Genomic DNA, 20437 nt, shown 5'->3' with positions numbered 1-20437 from the left:
AAATCCAGATGCAATCCAAGCATCATTTAGGCACTCTGCGCAAGAGTAACAATATCGCGAGTGACGATTCTTGGCCCGTCGAATTCGATGATCCGGTCGAATCCCTCGGCCTGGCTGGCGCTCGCAACGGTTGCAATCAGCGTGCGCCCCTGCATGGCGCTGCGTACGCTGTGGAGAAGCTCCTCCGCTTCCGAGCTGGAAAAGGCCAGAAGCGCGTTCTCCATCACCAGAATCTGGGGATTGGCGACCAGGGCCCGGGCGATGGCGATGCGGGCACGCTGGGCCGGCTGCAGCTGCCAGCCATTCTTGCCGACTTCGAAATTCAGCCCCAGGGCGAAGATATCCTTGTCGAGGCCGAGTTCCTCGACCACGCCGCGCGCCAGCGCATAGACGCGTTCCGGCGCATTGGCGATGCCGTAGCTGATGCGCCCGAACAGGATGTTGTCGCCCACCGGCGCGGCGCGCATGTAGCGCGCGGGATCGTAGAACTCGATCTCGTCGCTGTATTGCGATGGCAGGTGGCTGCGGAAGCTGTGGCGCGCCCGCAGCGCCCGTGCCGTGAAGGCCTCGGTGATCAGGCCCAGGCGGTGGCGCGGCTCGATATAGGCCAGGCCCGCGCCAAGCAGCCGCGTGCGCGCCGAGGACGAGAGAGCCCGCGTGGTGCCGCGCGCATGCACGGAATCCACGATTTCCTGGAAGCGCGGCAGGTCTTCGGGACGAATCGCCGAATAGCGTTCGAACACGGGATGTTCCGGTGGCAGGCCGGCAAAGGTCTCCACGGCCATTTCCGCCACGCGCAGGCCGAAATCGATCAAGGGTTCCAGCAGGGCCTCAGCCTCGAGGATAGAGCGCATGAACGGGTTGCGCTGCAGGCTGTCCATATGCAGCTTCTTGCCCTTGGGCACGCCGAAGAGCAGGTTTTCGCCGACCGAAGCGCCGGCATTGTAGAGCTGCGGGTCGAAGGGGTCGACCAGATGGGACATGCCCTTGCTGGCCAGGCGCTCGCGCACGACCTGGCGCGCCCGCACGAAACGCTCGAGGAAGGCGTCGCTATGGCTGTCGTCGAAGCGGCCTCGTACGCCGAAGCGGTTGATATCGGCGAAGGCGCCGGCGGCGTCGAGTGCCCTGCGGATCGCCGCATCGACCTCTTGCGGCCCGGCGATGCCCAGCGCCTGGTAGTCCGTCCAGTCGGCGTCGGCGGAGACCAGTGGATTGCCGGAACGGCGAGCCTCCAGGAAGGTTTTGTACTGGGCATTGTCGGACACCAGCACCGAAATGTCGCCGAGGGTCGGTGGGCGGCGCTGGGCGGCGAACAGGATGTTGTCGCGGATGGAACCGGGCGAGAGCAGGGGATCGGGGCCGACGAAGGACAGGATCTGGCTGAGTTCGAGGTCGGAGAAGGACGAAATCTCGGCGTCGCCGATCTTCACGCTGCCCTGATAGGCCAGGAACTGGCGTCCGAGGATGCGGGCCAGGATGTCGCGGCCGGCACCGGCCGGTCCGACCAGGGCGATATGACCAGGCCGTTCCAGGGTGAGGGAAAGGCGGTCGAGCAGCGAGACACCGCGGGCATCCTGCACGCTCACCGATGTGAGCTGGATGGGCGTGTCGGCGGGAGGGATCGCCGCGGCCTTGCCGTTGGCCGGCGGTAGCAGCCGCTCCGGTGAGAACTGTGCCGAGACCTGCTCATATTTGACCTGCACGTCCTGGCGCTGCTGGTCCCAGGTGATGAGGTCGTTGATGGGCGCAGGAAGATCCTTGTAGGCATTGATCACGGCGACGAGGGAGCCGATGCTCACGGTGCCGATCAAGGCGAAATAGCCGCCCGCTGCATAAAAGATGAAGGGCGTGAGCTGGGCCAGGAGGTTGTTGAGGAACTTGACCGCGAATTTGCGGCGGAACAGGTCGGCACGGATCCTGTAGAGGCCGCCGAGCCTGTCGCCGATTTCGGCCTCGACGTAGCGCGTGGCGCCGAACGTATGCAGGGCGGGTGCCGTCTCGATCGCCTCGCCAATGCGCCCGGCGAGCTGGCGTGACGCCAATTGGCGCTCGCGGCCGAGGCGGATCTGCTCACGCCGCAGGATCGGGATGATGATCGCCTGCGCCAGCACGACGACGAGGGCGGCCAGGCCGAGGCTCGGGCTCTGCATCATGATGAAGAGCAAAGCAGTGCCGGCCTGCGTGATCAGGAAGATCGGCTGGATGAAGGCATCGCCGATGAAGCCGCCGATCGGATCGACTTCGTCCTTGATCATCCCGGCCACCTCGGCCGGCTTCAAAGGAGCGATGTCCTCGGGCCGGAAACGCATCAGGATCGAGAAGAGATCGAAGCGCAGGCGCCGCAGCATGCGCTCGCCCAAGATGCCCTTGCGGATGTTGATGACATATTTGAAGGCGCCATTGATCAGCACCAGCACCAGGAACCACAGGCTGAGGGCGAACAGGAACGGCACCCGCGTGAGCTCGATGCCGTCGAAGATCCGCCAGGTGGTGCCGCCGAGGAAATCAGGCAGGGAAAGCGACATCTCGAACAGGCGCGCGGTCTGCTTGCCACCCTCGAAGGCGCCGCCCTGGATCGCCTGGTTGACGATGTGCTTGGGGACTTCCAGCGAGATCCAATAGAAGGGCAAGGACGCAAGAATCACCAGCAGCAGGAAGATCTGCTCGCCTCGCGAATGCCGCCAGACATATCGAAAAAGGCTAGGGTCCAACGGGTGACACCTGTTTCCAGTGTCGTGGAGTTAAGAGCTTGCAAGCCGTCCGTCAACGCAGCGACTGCTTGGAACTGACAAAAGCTTGTTATGAATCCGTGACTAAATTGTGGGTTGCGTCCGTATCGGCGCGGCGATACGGCAGGGGTGCTCGGGCATCGCCTCCCCTCCGGGCAGGCTGGGAAAGCAGCTATCTGCCCGTTGTCGCTGCGACGCGGTATGTTTATGATGAAACCACAGCGGGTATCGGCGCTGCGCCGCCCCGCTTCATTTGTGTCGAGATCCGGCAAACCGATCAGGCGAGAATCAGGTCTTAATGCGTAAAGCATCCAGCAAAAGCTCGGGGGGCTAGTCGTCATGTTGCATCAGCCCGGGCCGGGACCGTCCCGCCGCGCGCAACGCGGCTCCGGCGGCCCGCGCGTGATGATCTACAGCCACGATACGTTCGGCCTCGGCCATCTCCGGCGCTCGCGCGCCATCGCCAATCGCCTGGTCGAACGCCACCCGGACGCCTCGATCGTCATCATCTCCGGTTCGCCGGTGATCGGCAGCTTCGAGTTCGGCGACGGGGTCGATTATGTGCGCGTGCCCGGCGTGGTCAAACATGCCGACGGCAACTACACCACCCTCAGCCTCAACCTGTCGCTCGACGAGGCGGTGGCGATGCGCGAGGGCATCATCCTGCAGACGGCCCGCGCGTTGAAGCCGGACCTGGTGATCGTCGACAAGGAGCCGACGGGCTTTCGTGGCGAACTGCTGCCGGCGCTCGAGGAACTGCACCGGGCCGGCGCCCGCATCGTGCTCGGCGTGCGCGACGTGATGGACGAACCCTCGGTGCTGGCGCCGGAGTGGGAGCGCAAGGGCGCCGTCGACGCCCTCGTGCGCTATTATGACGACATCTGGGTCTATGGCCTGCGCGAGATCTACGAGCCGCTGGCCGGACTCGACCTGCCCGACCATGTCCGCCGGCGCATCGTCTATACCGGCTTCCTGCGCCGCGAATTGCCGCCCCAACCGCAATTGATCCGCTATCCCAAGCTGACCAAGGGACCCTTCGTGCTGGTCACCACCGGCGGTGGCGGCGACGGGCATGAGCTGGTCGACTGGGTGCTCTCCGCCTATGAGCGAGATCCCGGCATCCCGACTCCCGCACTGCTGGTATTCGGGCCTTTCGTCGCCCGAGATCGCCGTGGCCCCTTCATGGAGCGCATCGCCCGCCTGCCCAATGTCGACGCCATCACCTTCGACGCCAAGATCGAGCATCTGATGGTCAAGGCCCAGGGCATCGTCTCGATGGGCGGCTACAACACCTTCTGCGAGATTCTCTCGCTCGACAAACGGGCGCTGATCGTGCCGCGTACCACGCCCCGCCGCGAGCAGACGATTCGGGCCGAGCATGCGACCCGCCTCGGGCTGGTCTCGATGCTCGATGGCAACAACCTCAATCCGGGCGCTCGCCGCGATCCGCTGGAGATGGCGCAGGCCATCCGCAACCTGCCCAGCCAGTCCTTGCCGTCCAAGGCCTTCCTGCCGCACCTGCTCGAGGGCCTCGACCGTATCGAGCAATTGGCGACGCCCTGGTTCGAGGCCAGGCTGAACGCCGTCCCGCTCGGCCGCGTGGCCGGAACCTGACCCTTTCCGGGTGCACGGGCATCCTGCCCGTTCCTGGATACGCTGCATTGGCAGGATGGGAAGAACGGGCAGGATGCCCGTGCACCCGGAGGTTCCTGTCGACGCGAGCGATGACCAACACGTTTCTCTCCGACCGGATCTTGATGTCTTCCAGCCGCTCTCCCATTGCCATCGTCGTCAAGGGCTATCCCCGCCTGTCCGAGACCTTCATCGCCCAGGAGATCCTGGCGCTGGAGCAGGCAGGCTTTGCCTTCGAGATCTGGTCGCTGCGCCAGCCGACGGACGGGGCGGTGCACATGCTGAACCGGCAGATCAAGGCTCGGCCGGTCTATCTGCCCGAATATCTGCATCAGGCGCCGCTGCGGGTGCTGGCAGGGGCGCTCAGTGCCCTCAAGCGCCCTGGGCTGTTCAAGCTGATGGGATTGTTCCTGCGCGATCTTCGTCGCGATTTCAGCGCCAGCCGCGGCCGCCGCCTCGGCCAGGCCCTGGTGATGGCGCGTGAGCTCGATCCGGCCATCCGTCATCTCCATGTGCATTTCCTGCACACGCCGGCCTCGGTGGCGCGCTATGCCGCCCTGCTGACCGGGCGGACCTTCTCTTTCTCCGCGCACGCCAAGGACATCTGGACCACCACCGATTGGGAGAAGCGCGAAAAGATCGCCGACAGCCAATGGGGGGTCACCTGCACGCGCGGCGGGGTCGAGGCCTTGCAGCGCCTCGCGCCGGCGGATGATCCAGATCGGGTCAGCCTCGTCTATCACGGCCTCGATCTCGGCCGTTTTCCTGTGCCGCCGGCCGAACGGCCGTGGCGCGACGGCAGCAGCGCCGAAGCGCCGGTCGAATTCGTCACCGTGGGACGCGCCGTCGCCAAGAAAGGCTTCGACGACCTGCTCACGGCATTGGCGCAGCTGCCTCCGAGCCTGCATTGGCGCCTCACCCATATCGGCGGCGGCGAATTGCGCAAGGCGCTGCAGGCCCAGGCCGAGCGACTGGGCCTGGCCGATCGCATCATCTGGCGAGGGGCGCTGGCGCAAGGCGAGGTGATCGAGGCCCTGCGCGCCGCCGATCTGTTCGTGCTGCCTTGCAAGGAAGGCGAAAGCGGCGACCGCGACGGGCTGCCCAACGTGATCATGGAAGCGTCGACGCAGGCCCTGCCCATCCTTTCCACGCGTTTTGCCGGCGTGCCGGAATTCGTGCGCGAAGGCGAGGAAGGGCTGCTGGTGCCGCCGAACGATCCGCAGGCCCTCGCCGGGGGGCTGTGGACCCTCGCCACGGATCCGGCCTTGCGCCAGTGCCTGGGCGAGGGGGCCTATCGGCGCGTGCGCGAAGCTTTTTCCTTCGAAGCGGGTATTGCCGTGCTGGCCGGCAAGTTCGATGGCGTGCTGGCCGGATCGCTCCCCATGGCCGCAGGGGCGAGGGTTGGGCGAGATGATCGGGGGCCAGTGCAACTCGACGCAGGAGTCCCCTCGCCCCGCTTGCGGGGAGAGGATAGAGGTGAGGGGCTGTGACACGCTATCATTTTGAACGGTTGTGCTGCCCCTCATCCTTACCTTCTCCCCGCAAGCGGGGCGAAGGGGGCCCGAGCGTCGCGCCGGATTTACGCATCGTCGTAACTGCGGATGAATTTTCGTGAGCCGGCTCGACAGCTTCATCCGCCGGGTCTGCGCCCAGCGCGACGTGCTCGATCATGTCTGCGGCCTCATCGCCGGCCTGCCCGGTCCGGTGCTCGAACTCGGGCTCGGCAATGGGCGGACCTTTGACCATCTGCGGGAAAGACTGCCCGGCCGGCGCATCGTCGCCTTCGACAGGGTCCTGGGCGCCCATAAGAGTTCGGTGCCGCCTGAGGAAGACCTGGTGCTCGGCGAAATCCTCGAAACTGCCGCCCGTTTCACCGGCATCGGCGCCGCACTGGTGCATGCCGACATCGAGACCAACTACGCCGAGGTCGACGCCGAGACGATGCGCTGGTTGCCACCGTTGGCGGCCGATCTGCTGCAGCCCGGCGGCATCGTCGCCAGCGGCCTTCCCTTGCGGCATGCCACGCTCCAGCACCTCGACCTGCCGGCCGGCGTGCCGTCCGGGCGCTATTTTCTCTATCGCTGCACCACCTGAAAATGGCTGGGGGACAGGAGCGTCCCGGTCTTCGATAGGGATCATTGAATCTTACGGATTTCGTAGGATGATGGCGGCAATGAACTCAAGCGGCAGGCGGGTCCCTTGTCGGCGCTTCCCTTTTCCCAGCACATGCGCTCGCTGCAGCGTCGGTTGCGGCTGATCGCCGGGCTGGTCCTGCTCGTCTTCGTGACGATGCACCTCGTCAACGCGGCGCTCGGCCTGATTTCCATCGAGGCCATGGAACAGGCCAAGCCGTTTCTGCAACTGCCCTGGCGCACCATGCCGGGCCTGGCGCTGCTGTCGGCCGCGGCCCTGGTGCATGGCGTCCTCGGCCTCATGGCGATTGCCAGGCGGCGGAGCCTGGCCTTGTCGCGCACGGACTGGGTGCAGATCGGGCTGGGCCTGCTCGCGACGCCCCTCTTGATCAACCACATCCTGTTCGCACAGGTGTTCAGCCTGATCGATGCCGACTTCAAGCCCGATTTCGGCCTGGTGCTGGCGGCCTATTGGCACTTCGCTCCGGCCAATGCCCTCTTGCAGGTGCTTGCCGTGGTGGTGGTCTGGGTGCATGGCGCGGTGGGGCTCTATACCTGGCTGGTGCTTAAGCCGGCCTGGCGGCGCCTCGGCCTGATCCTGACGCCGCTGTTCTTCATCCTGCCGGTCGCCGCCCTGCTCGGTTTCGTGCAGGGCGGCAAGGAGGCCATGGCCAGGCTCGCCGCCGAGCCCGAATGGCAGGCGGCGATCGCCGCGAGCATGGGGCGTTTCAGCGCGGCGCAGGCCGAGATCGGCGCCATCCGCGACGCTACCCTGCTGGCTTATGCCGGTCTGGTGCTGCTGGCTTGCGGCGTGATGCTGAGCCGTGTGCTGGGGAACCGGCAGCGAGTGGTCAGCGTGCATTATGACGGTGATCTCCTCGGCCAGGGACGGCCCGGCCTTTCCCTGCTGGAGGTCAGCCTGGCCAGCGGCGTTCCCCATGCCCATGTCTGCGGCGGCCGGGGCCGGTGCGGGACCTGTGTGGTCGCCGTCGACGAAGGCGCGGCCAACCTGTCGCCGATCGGTGTCGACGAACGGGCGACGCTCGCGCGCATTCACGCCGGTGCCGGCCAGCGCCTCGCCTGCCAGGCCCGATTGTTGGGCGAGAGCGTTTCGATCAGCCGCCTGCGTCCGGCCTATGCCGACGTCACCGCGGCGCGTGACCCTGCAGGCTGGACGGCAGCTTCGGCCGGCGGGGTGATACCACAGCCCATCCCGTCGCAGGCCGCGCCATGAGCACACGCAGCGTCCTTTCCATCCTGGCAGGCGCTTCGGCCGCCGGCTTGGTCCTACAGCGGGCGCAGGCGGAAACGCTTGCCGCCGCCGCACTGATCCAGGACCAAGCGGTCCAGCAGGGGCAGCTTTCGGCCTTCGTGGCCAGCCTGCTGCAGGCCGCCAAGCATCGCCTCGCCGGCATTGCCGACAGTCTCACCCTGGCGCCCGGTGAGTTCGCCCGCCTTGCCTCGGACGTCTCCACCGCAATGCCGACGGGCAACGGCATCGTCACGCTGACCTATGGCCTCATCCTGCTCATCGTCGGGGCGGGGGCAGAATGGCTCTATTGGACCTATGCCACGCCGGCGGTGATCGCGTTGGAGGCTACCGCCGTCACGAGCCGCCGCGCGGCATTCAGCCTCGCCATGCGGCGCCTCGGCCTGCGCGCCTTCGGCCTCGTGTTGTTCGTGGTGGCCATTGTCGGCGCCGCCGCCTATTTCGACTGGCCGTCCGGCTTCGACGGCTTCGTGATCGCCTCGATCCTGCTCATCGTGTTCGTGCGCCTGGCCTGGCTCATGGCTGATATCATCGCCGCACCCGGCCATCCGCAATTGCGGCTCGGCGACATCGATCCCGCCCATGCCCAGCGCTTCGTGGCCGCCCTTGTCGGCATGGTCTTCCTGCTCGCCCTCAGCCACCTCCTGCCCGAACTCCTGGAATATGTCGCCGGCGCCCCGCATGCGGCTTCGGCGGTGCGGGTGATCTCGGCCACGCTCATCACACTGATCGTGCTGGCCGGTGTCCTGATCGGTCTGAGACGGGGCCGCGCCACGGCCAGCGCCAGCGGCCGGCTGCTGCCTCGCTTTCCCTATGGCTTCCTCGCCGCCGCGCTGATCCTTGGCATTTACGGCGTCTGGCTGGCGGCCGGCTCGACGCTCGCGACGCTGCTGGCGATCCTGGCCATCGTCGCGACGGTGCAGACGCGGCTCAGGCGCTGGGTGTTCTTCTTCTGGCCCGAGGAGGTCACGCCCGACGGCAGCACCATCGGCGCCGGCCTCATTCCCAACATCGTATTGTCGCTGTCGCGCTATGGCGTGGTGCTCACCGGCATCGCCGCCGCCCTCATCGCCCTCGACGCGCCGATGCGCAACATGGCGGGAGGCGACAGCCCGCTGATGCGTTTCGTCCTGCACCTGCTCGGTGTCGCCGGCCTGGCGCTCGTCATCAATGTCGGCTGGGTCGCCATCCGCGAACTGATCGACCGGCGCCTGCGCAGCATCGGGCCCTTCGATCCCCATGCTGAGCCCGGGCCCAATGCGCGCCTGCGCACCCTGCTGCCGCTGCTACGCATGACCAGCGCCATCGTGCTGTTGGTACTGCTGGTGCTCTCCGCCCTCTGGACCCTCGGCATCGAGATCACGCCGCTGCTGGCCGGCGCGGGCGTGCTCGGGCTCGCCGTCGGCTTCGGTGCCCAGGCCCTGGTGCGCGACATCATCGCCGGCATCTTCTACTTGGTCGAGGACGTCTTCCGCATCGGCGAATATATCGAGAGCGGTTCGAGCACCAAGGGTACGGTCGAGCGCATCACCCTGCGCACCGTGGCGCTGCGCCACCACAACGGACCCCTGCATTTCGTGCCCTATGGATCGCTCGGCACCGTGCGCAACAATTCGCGCGACTGGGTGATCGAGAAGTTCAACCTGCCGCTGCCGGTGAGCGTGGATTCCGAACAGGTCCGCAAGATCATCAAGAAGGTGGGCGAGGGCATGCAGGCCGATCCCGATATCGGCCCGATGATCCGCGAGCCGTTGAAAGCCAAGCTCTATCGCATCGATCCCGGCATCAAGATCTTCCGCTGCAAGTTCCAGACCGCACCGGGCAAGCAGTTCGACGTCAGGGCCGAAGCCTATAAGCGCATCGAGGCCGCCCTGCAGGCCGCCGGCATCCGCTTCGCCGACGGGATGCAGACCGTGGTGATCCCGGGCTCACAAGTGAGCCCGGGCAGTCAGCCGGCTGTCGCCTGAGGTTTGCCGGTCCTCAGGCTTTCCCGTCGCTTCGGGTGACCCGATAGACGGCGGCCGGCGGCAGGTTCCAGAGCACACCGCCGATGCGCTTGGCTTCAAGGCCGAGATCGGAGAGGACGGCACGCGGAACGGGACAGCGCGGGCCGTAGGTGAACTGGTAGAAGGCGCCGTCCGGGCGCAGATAATGGAAGGCGCCGGCCACGATATCCGCCACCTTGTCGGGCGGCATCGACAGCAGGGGCAGGCCGCTGACCACGGCGCCGACGGGACTGCCCTGATAGAGCGCATGCCGGGCGAGATGGGCGGCGTCCATCGACAGGACTCGGGCGCGCGGGAAGCGGCGCTCCAGCATGCGGGCGAAATCGGCACCGAACTCGATCAAAGTGAGGTCGCTTTCGGCGACCCCGCGTGCCAGCAGAGCGCGGGTGAACACGCCGGTGCCGGGCCCGAGTTCCAGCACGGGGCCGAGCGCCGGGGAAATCTCGCGGGTCATCACCCGGGCAAGCGCGTCGCTGGAGGGCGCCACTGCGGCCACGCGCAGCGGGTTGCTCACCCAGGCTCGGAAGAAGCGGGAAAAATCGGCACAGGACGTGCCGGGATCGGTCAAACGAAGCTCGGCTGATGGTTCGGCCATATCACACCTGTCAGTTTCTCGGAGATGGTCCAGAGTCGGGCTGCGAGGGCTGGATCCCGGGCCTTGTCGCCGACCCTGGCATCCCCGACCGGCCCCTTGAGTTCGAACATGTCTTGCGGGCCGTAATAGCCTGACGGCCTGGCCTCGGGTGCTGTCGCCGCGAACAAGGTCGGTAGTGCCCCCTTGGCGGCGGATTGGGACATCAAAGGCTGCATCAGCCGGGTCAGCCAGGCCATTGGGTGAGGGCGGCTGCGGCCGAGGCGCGGACCGCTGGTCTGCAGATCCGTGACGGCATAGCCGGGATGGGCGGCATTGCTGAGCAGGCCCCAGCCGAAGGCGTTGCTGCGCCGCTGCAGTTCGAAGGCGAAGAGGATCATGGCGAGCTTGGACTGGGCATAGGCCCGCCAGGGCTTGTAGCTGGTGCGCCATTGCAGGTCGTCGAAATGGATATCGGCCAGCAGCCGGTGGGCCCCGCTGCTGAGATTGACGATACGTGGGGCCTTGCCCCGGCGCAGCAGGGGCAGCAATCGGCCGGTGAGGGCAAAATGGCCGAGATAGTTGGTGCCGAACTGCAATTCGAAGCCGTCCCGGGTCTCGTGCCGGACGGGTGGTGTCATCACCCCGGCATTGTTGACGAGGAGATCCAGCCCCTCCTGTTCGTTGCCCAGGCAATCGGCAAAGGCCGTGACGGCGCCGAGATCCGCCAGGTCGAGATCGGCATAGCGGATGGTGGCAGCGGGACAATAAGCGCGGATGCGCGCGAGCGCCTGCTGCCCCTTGGCCGGATTGCGCCCGGTCAGCAGCACATCGGCGCCCGCCTGCGCCAAGGCCAGGGCGGTCTCGTAGCCGAGGCCGCCGGTCGCGCCGGTGATCAGGACGCGCCGCCCCTTCTGGGGCGGCATGTCACGGATAGTCCAGGTCGCGCTGGTTGCGCTCATGGTGTCAGGCCCTCAGCAGTGCCGGAAGTTCGGCGCCGTCGAAATCGGTGGAGGCGCTGACCTCGGCCCAGTCGGCAGCGGCCTTCTGCCGGGCCGCCTCCGCCTGGCGGTAGACGTGGAGCGCGTCACTGCCGAGAAGCAGGTGAGCCGGCAATGTTTCTCGAGTGGAGATATCGACGACGAGCCGAGCGATTTTCTCGGGATCGCCGACCTCGTTGCCGACATAAGCCTTCATGCGCTTGAGGACCGCACCGACGCTGGGCTCGTAGTCGGGCAGGATGTCGCTGGCAGCGTCGCGGGCCGTGTAGCCCCAATCCGTGCGCATGCCGCCGGGTTCCAGGGCGATGACCTTGACGCCGAAGGGTGCGACCTCCTGGGCCAGCACCTCGGTGAAACCGCCCACCGCCCATTTGGCCGCCTGATAGGCGCTGAGACCGGGGGTGGCGACGCGTCCGCCGACGGAGGAGATGTTGATGATGTGGCCGGATCGCTGGCTGCGCATCACCGGCAGGGCCGCCCGTATCAAATTGACCACACCGAAGAAATTGGTCTCGATTTGGGAGCGGAAATCCTCCTCCTCGGTCTGTTCGAAGGGTGTCAGATGGCCGAAGCCGGCATTGTTGACGAGGACGTCGAGGTGGCCATAGGCCGCGACGGCAACGTCGACGGCGCGGCGGGCCATGGCCGGATTGGTGACGTCGAGCGCCGGATTGAGCAGCCTGTCGCCATAAAGCTGTTTGAGGTCGGCAAGGCGCTCCGGATCGCGCGCCGTCGCCACCACCTTGTTGCCGGCGGCCAGCGCCGCTTCGAGGATCGAACGCCCCAGCCCGCGGCCGGCACCCGTGATCAGCCAGATCTTAGACATGGTTCACTTCCCGTTTCGGTGAATAAAGAGTGTGCACTCACTCATTTAACGTGTAAAAGAGTTCGGCGACTAAGGGCGTCCTAGCTGCCCAGGCCGCCCCAGAAGATCTGGAAGCCGGCCTGCTTGTAGGCTTCGCGCCTTTCCGGATCACGCGCCGTGAATTCCAGCGTGGTCTCCGCGAGCGCCTCGAAGGAGGCACTCAGGAACGCCATGGGCTGGTCCTTGAGCGGGCCAAGCGCATGGGCCTGTTCGAAAGCGGCACTGACGTCGCGAAAGGCCGCACTGCCGGCCTGCCTGCTGGCCGGGGTGATGCGCTCGGATACGCCGAGTTGGCGCATGGCCTTGCGCTTCACCGGATATTTCGCGCCCCAGTCGATCCAATGGCTCCAGATGTGCCAGGCACGCTCCCTGATGCTGGCATTCGAAACGAAGCCTTGCATGATGGCTCCGCCGAGCTCGGTCTTGAGGGTCAGGTAGAGCTGGTTGAGCAGCTCGTCCTTGTTGGCGAAATATTTGAACAGCGTGCCCTCGGCGATCTCCGCACCCTGGGCGATCTTCGCCGTCGGCGCGCCGATCCCCATGGCCGCCACCAACCGGGTGGCGGATGCCAGGATCGCCTGGCGCTTCGCTTCGCTGAGGGGGCGTGCCACGGTTCGACTTCATTTGAGTGAGTACATACTCATTTATAGAAGGCGCGAGACGTTTCGTCAAGATCCAAGATTGGGTTTCCAGCAGGGCGGACGTCATCCGTAGGCGTTAACTTGAGGCGAGGGGGCTCATATGTCGAGTTTCATCTCCAACCGCCTCATCTTGCCCAACCCCTCAAGTCAGCGCCTATGAACGCCTTCATCCGCGCTTCCGGAAATGGCGGGCGCCGCCTTGCGGTATCGGCGGGGGCGGATCACAATACCGACGCCGAGGGATGATACTGTCGGAGCGAAGGAGATTCGGCCGCTTCAATCCGGTAACACCGGGATCGCGGACCGTATCGAGCTCACCGCCGCATGAAAGCGGCGCCCGGGCCGGGAGGGGAGAGGCATGTCTGACACGGTCGGCCTGAGGCGCAAGCGCCGTTCCGGGCGGGTCCTTTAGTGGACATTCCGCGCCTGCCTGCCTTGCGGTCCTACCATTCCTGGATCGCCAACGAGACGCTGGAGGACTATTCGCTGCGCTATGCGGCCAGGTCCTTCCGGCGCTGGTCGCCTTTCGTCATCGCCAATACGGCGCTCGGCGGCATCTCCTTCCTGGCACTGGAGGCGATCGGCGGCACCATCACGCTGAGCTATGGTTTCGCCAATGCCTTTCCGGCCATCCTGGTCACCTGCCTGTTCGTGTTCGTGACCTCGACGCCGATCGCCTATTATTCGAGCCGCTACAACATCGACATGGACCTGCTCACCCGCGGGGCAGGGTTCGGCTATATCGGCTCGACCATCACCTCGCTGATCTACGCCACCTTCACCTTCATCTTCTTCGCCCTGGAAGGGGCGATCATGGCGCAGGCCCTGAAGCTGTTCGCCAATGTGCCGCTGGTGCTCGGCTACATCATCTCCTCGCTGGTGATCATCCCGATCACCTTCATGGGCGTCACCATGATCTCGAAGCTGCAGATGATCACCCAGCCGGTCTGGATCGGCCTGCATCTGCTCCCCTTCGTCTATATCGCCATCGGCCATCCCGGCACGCTTGGCGAATGGGTCGCCTTCACCGGCAGCGCGGCGGGCGGAGAGGGGTTCAACCTCCTCGCTTTCGGCTCGGCGATCGGCGTGCTCGGTGCCCTGTCGATCCAGATCGGCGAGCAGGTCGACTTCCTGCGTTTCCTGCCCGACAAGACCGAGGAAAACCGTTGGCGCTGGTGGACGGCGGTGATCGCGGCCGGGCCGGGCTGGATCGTGGTCGGCGGCTTCAAGATCCTGTGCGGCAGCTTCCTGGCCGTGCTGGTAGTCAGCTCAGGCCTGCCGCAGGCGACGGCGCTCGAACCGGTCCACATGTATATCAAGGCCTATGACTATGTGAGCGCCGATACCGCCGTGGTGCTGGCCGCCGCCGTGGTGTTCGTGCTGATCTCGCAGGTCAAGATCAACGTCACCAACGCCTATGCCGGCTCGCTCGCTTGGTCGAATTTCTTCTCGCGCGTCACCCACTACCATCCGGGCCGGGTGGTCTGGCTGATCTTCAACATCCTGATCTCGCTGCTGTTGATGCTGCTCGGCATCTTCCAGACCCTGGCGCTGGTGCTGGCCGTCTACTCCATCATCGCCTCGGCCTGGATCGGCTCGATCTTCGCCGATCTCGCCATTCTCAAGCCGCTCAAGATCAGCCCGCCTTTCACCGAGTTCAAGCGGGCCTATCTTCACAATTTCAATCCGGTCGGCTGCGGCTCGATGGCGCTCGCTTCCGTCGTCGCCGTGCTTTGCTTCATCGGCAGTTTCGGCACGTTGGCCGAGGCCTATGCGGCACCGATCGCGTTCTTCACGGCGCTCGTCAGCGCGGTCGCGATCGGCGTGGCGACCGGGGGACGTTATTATCTGGCACGTCCGCGCGAGGAAGTCGCCGCCCGCCGGCAGGGGATCATCACCTGCGAAATCTGCGGCCTCGACTATGAGCGCCCCGACATGGTGCATTGCACCTTCTATGACCGGCCGATCTGCTCGCTGTGCTGCAGCCTGGATTCGCATTGCCATGATGTCTGCAAGTCGCCCGGCGGCGTGCTGGAGGATCAGCGCTCGCGCTATTTCGGGCGCACGCTGATCGGCAAGATCGCCCCGCATATGGGCCAGCGTCTGCTCAAGGTCGGGGGCGTCGGATTTGCGCTCACCATCGTCACCGCCGCGGTGTTCCTGCTCACCTACCGCCTGATCGAACCCGGGGCCGAGGAGCCGCATCTCGACAGTGGCGCCCTGCTGCTCCGGGTCTTCCTGGCCCTCCTGCCGCTGCTCGGCATCGGCGCCTGGTGGATCGTGCTCTCGCATGAAAGCCGCGAACTCGCCGAGCGCGACCTCGTCGCTTCGCTGGGACGCCTGCACCAGGCCCAGCAGGAATTGGCGAGCAATGAACGCCTGGCAGCGATCGGCCAGATGACCGCCACGGTGAGCCATGAATTGCGCAATCCGCTCGGCACGCTGGTGACCTCGGCGGATGTGCTCAGGCGTTCGCTGCGCGACGCCGGCGAGCCGGTGATGGGGGAGCTGCAGCGCCTGCAGCGCAATGCCTGGCGCTGCGTGCGCATCATCGAGGATCTGCTCGATTTCTCGCGCAAGCGCCCTCTGGTGCTCGCGCCGGTCGCCATTGATGCCTGGGTCCGCCAGCAGGCCGGCGAGCAGGAAGCGGCCATCCGCACCCTGATCACCCTCGACCTCAAGGCGAATTGTGCCGTGCCTGCCGACGCCGAACGGCTCCGCCAGGCTTTTTCCAACGTGCTCGTCAACGCGGTGCAGGCCTGCGAGGGCCGGGTACCGGACGAGGGAGCCATCACCATTTCCACGCGCTTGGAAGGGGAACGGATGGTGCTCGCCATCGCCGACAAGGGCAGCGGCATGTCCCCGGAGGTGGTCGATCGCATCTTCGAGCCCTTGTTCAGCACCAAGGCCTTCGGTGTCGGGCTCGGCATGCCGCTGGTCAAGCGCATCCTCGAACAGCATGGCGGCGAGGTCAGGGTCGAAAGCGAGCCAGGCGAGGGCGCGATGATATCGCTGGTCCTGCCCTGTGTTCCGGCGGCCCGGCCATGAAGGACGAAGACAGCGAACTGCCGGCGGACATCATCGGCGCATCCGAGGTCACCGCGGGCGAAGAGGCCGGTACGCGCTGCGTGCTGATCGTCGACGACGACGTCGATTTCGCCTCCAGCCTCGCCGGCCTGCTGAGCCTGGAAGGCTATCACACCCCGATCGCCCATGACCCGGCGGCCGCCCTCGACATGCTCGGCCGTGAGCGTATCGCCGTGGCGCTGGTCGACGTCCGCCTCGGCCTCAGCGACGGTGTCGATCTCGTCCGCGCCCTGCGCCAGCGCAATCCCGATCTCGTCTGCGTGATGGTCACGGCCTATGCGTCGATCGAGACGGCGGTGGAGGCCCTCAAGGCAGGGGCCTATGACTACCTGTCCAAGCCCTTCTACACCGAGGAATTGCTGGCCCTGCTCGATCGCTGCTTCGAGCGCATCCGCCTGGTGGAGGAGAAGAGCCGGATCGCCGAGCGCCTCCGCCAGACCCAGCGCCTGGAGGCGATGGGCCAGCTCGCCAGCGGCATCGCCCATGACTTCAACAACATCCTGGCCGTACTCTATTCCAACCTGCGCTGGCTACAGGAGCGGCTCGAGGGCCAGCCGGACCTATGTGAACTCGTCGTCGACGCCCTCGATGCCACCAGGTCCGGCTCTGAGCTCGCCTCGCGCCTGCTTAGCTTCGGGGCGAGGCGCATGGACGAGACGGTAATCGTCGATCTCGGCAGGGAACTGCCGCCCCTGATGCGCGTCCTCGTCCGCACGCTCGGCGACAAGGTCGCTGTTGTCCTCGACGTCGCACCGGATCTCCATCCGGTCGAGATCCCGACCGGCCAGCTCGAATCGAGCCTGCTCAATCTCGCCCTCAATGCGCGCGACGCCATGCCCGAAGGCGGGCGCCTGGTCTTTGCCGCCCGCAATCTGATGGTGACGGCCGAAGATGCCCGCGTGGCGTCGGGCCTACTGCCGGGCGCCTATGTGCTGCTCTCGGTGACCGATACCGGCAAGGGCATGCCGCTTGCCGTTCGGCGCCGGGCCCTCGAACCCTTGTTCAGCACCAAGCCTTCCGGGGAGGGCAACGGCCTCGGCCTCGCCATGGTCGACGCCTTCGTGCGCCAGGCCGGCGGGCGCCTCGGCATCGTCAGCACGCCGGGCGAGGGCACCACGATCAACCTCTATCTGCCCCGAGCAAGGCTGACGGCAGCCTGATGAGGGGGCTACTCGCCCCGCGCGTCGGCCGCGAACATGTAGCCGACGCCGCGGATGGTCTTGATGTATTGGGCGTCGCGCACATCGTCGCGCAGCTTGCGGCGGATCTTGCCGATCAGCACGTCGATGCTGCGGTCATAGGGCGTCCAACTGCGGTTGGCGACGATGTCGAGGATCTGGTCGCGCGAGAGGATGCGCCCGCGCCGCTCGACCAGGGCCGACAGGATCTGGAACTCCTGGCTGGTCAGGCGCACGCGCTCGCCCTCGGGCGAGGAGAGTTCGTAGCGCGTGGGATCGAGCTGCCAGCCGGCGAAGCGGATGGCCGGGGAAGCACCTTCCATCGTTTCAGACAGGTTGATGCGCCGGGCGAAGCGGCGCAGCACGGTGCGGACCCTGGCCAGCAATTCGCGCGGCTCGAAGGGCTTGGTGATGTAGTCGTCCGCGCCGAGTTCCAGGCAGACCACCTTGTCGATGGTGCTGTTCTTGCCGGAGAGCATGATCACCGGCAGGTCGTATTGGCTGCGCAGGGTACGCGCCAGGCTGAGGCCATCTTCCCCGGCGGGGAAGGTCAGGTCGAGGATGACCAAGTCGAAGCTCTCGTCCGCCATGGCGCGGCGCATGGCCCGGCCCTCATTGGCGCTGGCAGTGGCAAAGCCTTCGCTCGCCAGGAATTTCTCCAGAAAGCGGCACAGCCGATGATCGTCATCGACCACGAGAATGCGAGGCTTGGTATCGCGAGACTTGGCGTCGGTGGCTGGCATGGCGGCAGGATAGTCGCAATGCCGCCTGTGGTCGAGACGGGCACAAGGCTATGACGACTGGCGCACAAGGCCGCGATCGGGGCTTTCGTGCCGATTCCGCTGGAAAACCGGGTGGTATGGCGAAGGGATCGTCGATCCGCGGCGCATCTTCGCCTTCCTGGTTACAAAAAATTACACAAACCGTGGTCGGACGATTCATGGCGGTTACAGGGCCCGCCTAGGCTCCCCTTGCACGAACGGCCAGGCTGCCCCTTGCGGCGCCGGCACAGAACATCGTGACGGTTCGGCCCGGAGTTCCCCGCAGGCCGGCCCCAGGAGGAGGAACCGATGCCCAAGACCGTATTCTCCGTCGATCTGAAAAAGGCGCCCGAGGACCAGGCGATCAAGACCCATAATCGCTGGCATCCCGACATTCCGATGGTCGAGACCTTCAAGCCCGGCGATGTCTTCCGCGTCGAATGCTATGACTGGACCGGCGGCCAGATCGGCAACAACAACAGTGCCAACGACGTGCGCGACGTCAACCTCACCCGCGTGCACTATCTCTCCGGTCCCTTCGGGGTCGAGGGCGCCGAGCCCGGCGATCTCCTGGTCGTCGACATCCTCGACATCGGCGCCCTGCCGGATTCCGAATGGGGCTTCAACGGCCTGTTCGCCAAGGAGAATGGCGGCGGCTTCCTCACCGAGCACTATCCCAACGCCACCAAATCGATCTGGGATTTCAAGGGCATCTACACCACCTCGCGCCATGTGCCGGGCGTGCGCTATCCCGGCCTGATCCATCCGGGCCTGATCGGCTGCCTGCCCGACCACAAGCTGCTTGCCGAGGCCAATCGGCGCGAGGCCGAACTGGTGGCGACCGATCCCGAGCGCGTGCCGCCGCTCGCCGCGCTTCCCTTCGGCGATACGGCGCTGATGGGCCAGATGACGGGCGATGCCGCCCACAGGGCGGCTGCCGAAGCCTGGCGCACGGTGCCGCCGCGCGAACATGGCGGCAATTGCGACATCAAAAACCTGTCACGCGGCTCCAAGGTCTACTTCCCCGTCTATGTGAAGGGCGGCGGGCTTTCGATGGGCGACATCCACTTCTCCCAGGGCGATGGCGAGATCACATTCTGCGGCGCCATCGAGATGGCCGGCTGGATCGACATCAGCGTCGACGTCATCAAGGGCGGCATGGCCAAATACGGCATCATCAATCCGATCTTCAAGCCGAGCCCGATCGACCCGCATTTCGACGACTACCTCATCTTCGAGGGCATCTCGGTCGACGAGCATACGGGCGAGCAATATTATCTCGACGCCCATGTCGCCTATCGGCGCGCCTGCCTCAACGCCATCGAATATCTCAAGAAGTTCGGCTATTCCGGCGAACAGGCCTATTCGATCCTGGGCACGGCGCCGGTGGAAGGGCGCATCGCCGGGATCGTCGACATTCCCAATGTCTGCGCGACGCTGGCCATTCCCACGGCCATCTTCGACTTCGACATCAATCCGAACGCCTCGGGGCCGACCAAGAAGGTGTCGGGCGCCGACGTCGCCAGGACCAGCTGATCATCGCCTCGCACATATCATGAAACCAGCGTCTCGGCCGGAATGCCATCTCCGGTCGACGCGTTGCGTGGAGAGGAAACGCGATCATGCTGCTCGGATTTGCGCTGCTTTACGTGGGTGCCGTCCTGTTCCTGAACGGTCTGTGGCTCATGGGCAGGATCGACGACAAGGAGATCGTCGTCATCAATGTCGTCTCCGGCTTCGTCACTTTGTGCGTCGCCCTGTCGTCGGCCTTCGGCACCAAGGCCGATGCCGCCTCGATCAAGGCCGCCGCCCTGACGCTGTTGTTCACCACCACCTATCTGTGGGTCGCCTATAACCGGGTGGTGACGGTCGACGGCCGGGGCCTGGGCTGGTTCAGCCTGTTCGTGGCCGTCACCGTCGTGCCCATCGCCGTCCAGGGCCTGACCTCGGCCCAGAGCCTCACCGATACCTGGCTCGGCTTGAACTGGGCGATCTGGGCCGTGCTCTGGTTCATGTATTTCCTGCTGCTGGCGCTCAAGCGCCCGATCCTCAAGGTGACGGGGCTGGCCACCGTGGCCTCCGGCATCATCACCGGCTGGATCCCGGGCTTGCTGCTGCTGGAAGGCAAGCTGTGAACCGGCCGCGGGGTACGCCCCGCGGCATTTTCTGTTCTGATGCCAAAGCGTCTTGTCCTGGGAGACAGCCATGCCGCTCTACAATTATGTCTGCGACGATTGCGGCCCCTTTGACGAATGGGTGTCGATGGCGGACGCAACCAAGGCCTGCGCCTGCCCGGGCTGCAGCGAGCTCAGCCAGCGCGACGTCGCTTCCCCGCAGCTCAGCCTGATGAACGGCACGCTGCGCCGGGCGCTTGCCCGCTCGGAAAAGAGCGGCACCGAGCCGAAGGTGGTGAAGAAGGCCCATCTGGCCGGCTGCGGCTGCGGAATCTGCAAGGTCGGCAAGAAGGGGCCTTCGACCCGGCATAAATGGATGATCGGGCATTGAAATCCTGGAGCGCGGACTTCTCAGCGACATGCCAGCATGTCGCTGAGAAGTCCGCGCTC

General features: G+C 65.7%; 15 protein-coding genes and 1 pseudogene. 10 read left to right on the top strand and 6 right to left on the bottom strand.

Translation table 11 applies throughout. The features are described 5' to 3' along the window. Positions 1-26: 26 nt before the first annotated feature. Positions 27-2711, bottom strand: a complete 2685-nt coding sequence (locus ACIGJE_RS02760; RefSeq protein ID WP_367626213.1) for an ABC transporter transmembrane domain-containing protein — start codon at positions 2709-2711, stop codon at positions 27-29. 357 nt (positions 2712-3068) lie between these two features. On the opposite strand from ACIGJE_RS02760, the gene ACIGJE_RS02755 reads away from it, so the two are divergent. From ACIGJE_RS02755 to ACIGJE_RS02735, 5 genes and pseudogenes are all read left to right on the top strand, one after another. Then, positions 3069-4343, top strand: a complete 1275-nt coding sequence (locus ACIGJE_RS02755) for a glycosyltransferase family protein (RefSeq protein ID WP_311934539.1) — start codon at positions 3069-3071, stop codon at positions 4341-4343. Between the two features lie 143 nt (positions 4344-4486). After that, positions 4487-5719: pseudogene (locus ACIGJE_RS02750) on the top strand (glycosyltransferase family 4 protein); the annotation flags it as partial. Positions 5720-5972: 253 nt separating this feature from the next. After that, positions 5973-6455, top strand: coding sequence for a class I SAM-dependent methyltransferase (locus ACIGJE_RS02745; RefSeq protein WP_415084405.1), 483 nt, complete (start codon positions 5973-5975; stop codon positions 6453-6455). Positions 6456-6560: 105 nt separating this feature from the next. Continuing rightward, on the top strand, positions 6561-7727 hold the full coding sequence (locus ACIGJE_RS02740; RefSeq protein ID WP_415084407.1) for a 2Fe-2S iron-sulfur cluster-binding protein: 1167 nt from the start codon (positions 6561-6563) through the stop codon (positions 7725-7727). Further along, positions 7724-9730, top strand: coding sequence for a mechanosensitive ion channel domain-containing protein (locus tag ACIGJE_RS02735; protein WP_415084409.1), 2007 nt, complete (start codon positions 7724-7726; stop codon positions 9728-9730). The genes ACIGJE_RS02740 and ACIGJE_RS02735 overlap by 4 nt, the downstream gene beginning before the upstream one ends. Before the next feature lie 13 nt (positions 9731-9743). Here ACIGJE_RS02735 and ACIGJE_RS02730 read toward each other — a convergent pair whose 3' ends face one another. The 4 genes from ACIGJE_RS02730 to ACIGJE_RS02715 form a co-directional block, all read right to left on the bottom strand. Continuing rightward, a complete protein-coding gene (locus ACIGJE_RS02730) occupies positions 9744-10337 on the bottom strand; it encodes a class I SAM-dependent methyltransferase (RefSeq protein WP_415084411.1) in 594 nt (197 codons plus the stop codon). After that, complete coding sequence (locus tag ACIGJE_RS02725) at positions 10334-11302, bottom strand: SDR family oxidoreductase (RefSeq protein ID WP_415084413.1); 969 nt, start codon at positions 11300-11302, stop codon at positions 10334-10336. Before ACIGJE_RS02725 ends, ACIGJE_RS02730 begins: the two co-directional genes overlap by 4 nt. A gap of 4 nt (positions 11303-11306) precedes the next feature. Next, positions 11307-12167: an oxidoreductase gene (locus tag ACIGJE_RS02720; protein ID WP_415084415.1), complete on the bottom strand. Its 861-nt coding sequence runs from the start codon at positions 12165-12167 to the stop codon at positions 11307-11309. A gap of 80 nt (positions 12168-12247) precedes the next feature. After that, positions 12248-12817: a TetR/AcrR family transcriptional regulator gene (locus ACIGJE_RS02715; RefSeq protein WP_311934546.1), complete on the bottom strand. Its 570-nt coding sequence runs from the start codon at positions 12815-12817 to the stop codon at positions 12248-12250. Positions 12818-13258: 441 nt separating this feature from the next. On the opposite strand from ACIGJE_RS02715, the gene ACIGJE_RS02710 reads away from it, so the two are divergent. Continuing rightward, a complete protein-coding gene (locus ACIGJE_RS02710; RefSeq protein ID WP_483679275.1) occupies positions 13259-15895 on the top strand; it encodes an ATP-binding protein in 2637 nt (878 codons plus the stop codon). After that, the gene (locus ACIGJE_RS02705; RefSeq protein ID WP_311934548.1) at positions 15892-17094 is read left to right on the top strand and encodes a sensor histidine kinase; all 1203 of its coding nucleotides are present in this window, start codon (positions 15892-15894) and stop codon (positions 17092-17094) included. Before ACIGJE_RS02710 ends, ACIGJE_RS02705 begins: the two co-directional genes overlap by 4 nt. An 8-nt stretch (positions 17095-17102) precedes the next feature. On the opposite strand, the gene ACIGJE_RS02700 is transcribed toward ACIGJE_RS02705, so the two are convergent. Continuing rightward, entirely contained in the window at positions 17103-17855 is a 753-nt protein-coding gene (locus ACIGJE_RS02700) for a response regulator transcription factor (RefSeq protein ID WP_311934549.1), read from the bottom strand. A 327-nt stretch (positions 17856-18182) separates the two neighbouring features. Between ACIGJE_RS02700 and fmdA the strand changes: the two genes are divergently transcribed. From fmdA to ACIGJE_RS02685, 3 genes are all read left to right on the top strand, one after another. After that, positions 18183-19409, top strand: coding sequence for a formamidase (fmdA, locus tag ACIGJE_RS02695; RefSeq protein ID WP_440725238.1), 1227 nt, complete (start codon positions 18183-18185; stop codon positions 19407-19409). 86 nt (positions 19410-19495) lie between these two features. After that, the gene (locus ACIGJE_RS02690; RefSeq protein ID WP_415084420.1) at positions 19496-20008 is read left to right on the top strand and encodes an AmiS/UreI family transporter; all 513 of its coding nucleotides are present in this window, start codon (positions 19496-19498) and stop codon (positions 20006-20008) included. A 70-nt stretch (positions 20009-20078) separates the two neighbouring features. Then, positions 20079-20378: an FmdB family zinc ribbon protein gene (locus ACIGJE_RS02685; RefSeq protein ID WP_149252734.1), complete on the top strand. Its 300-nt coding sequence runs from the start codon at positions 20079-20081 to the stop codon at positions 20376-20378. The last annotated feature ends 59 nt before the right edge of the window (positions 20379-20437 follow it).

It is taken from the genome of Labrys sp. E2SS-1L (assembly GCF_057073705.1).
The sequence above is the reverse complement of the archived record's forward strand: the minus strand, read 5'-3'. Positions and strand labels throughout refer to the sequence as shown.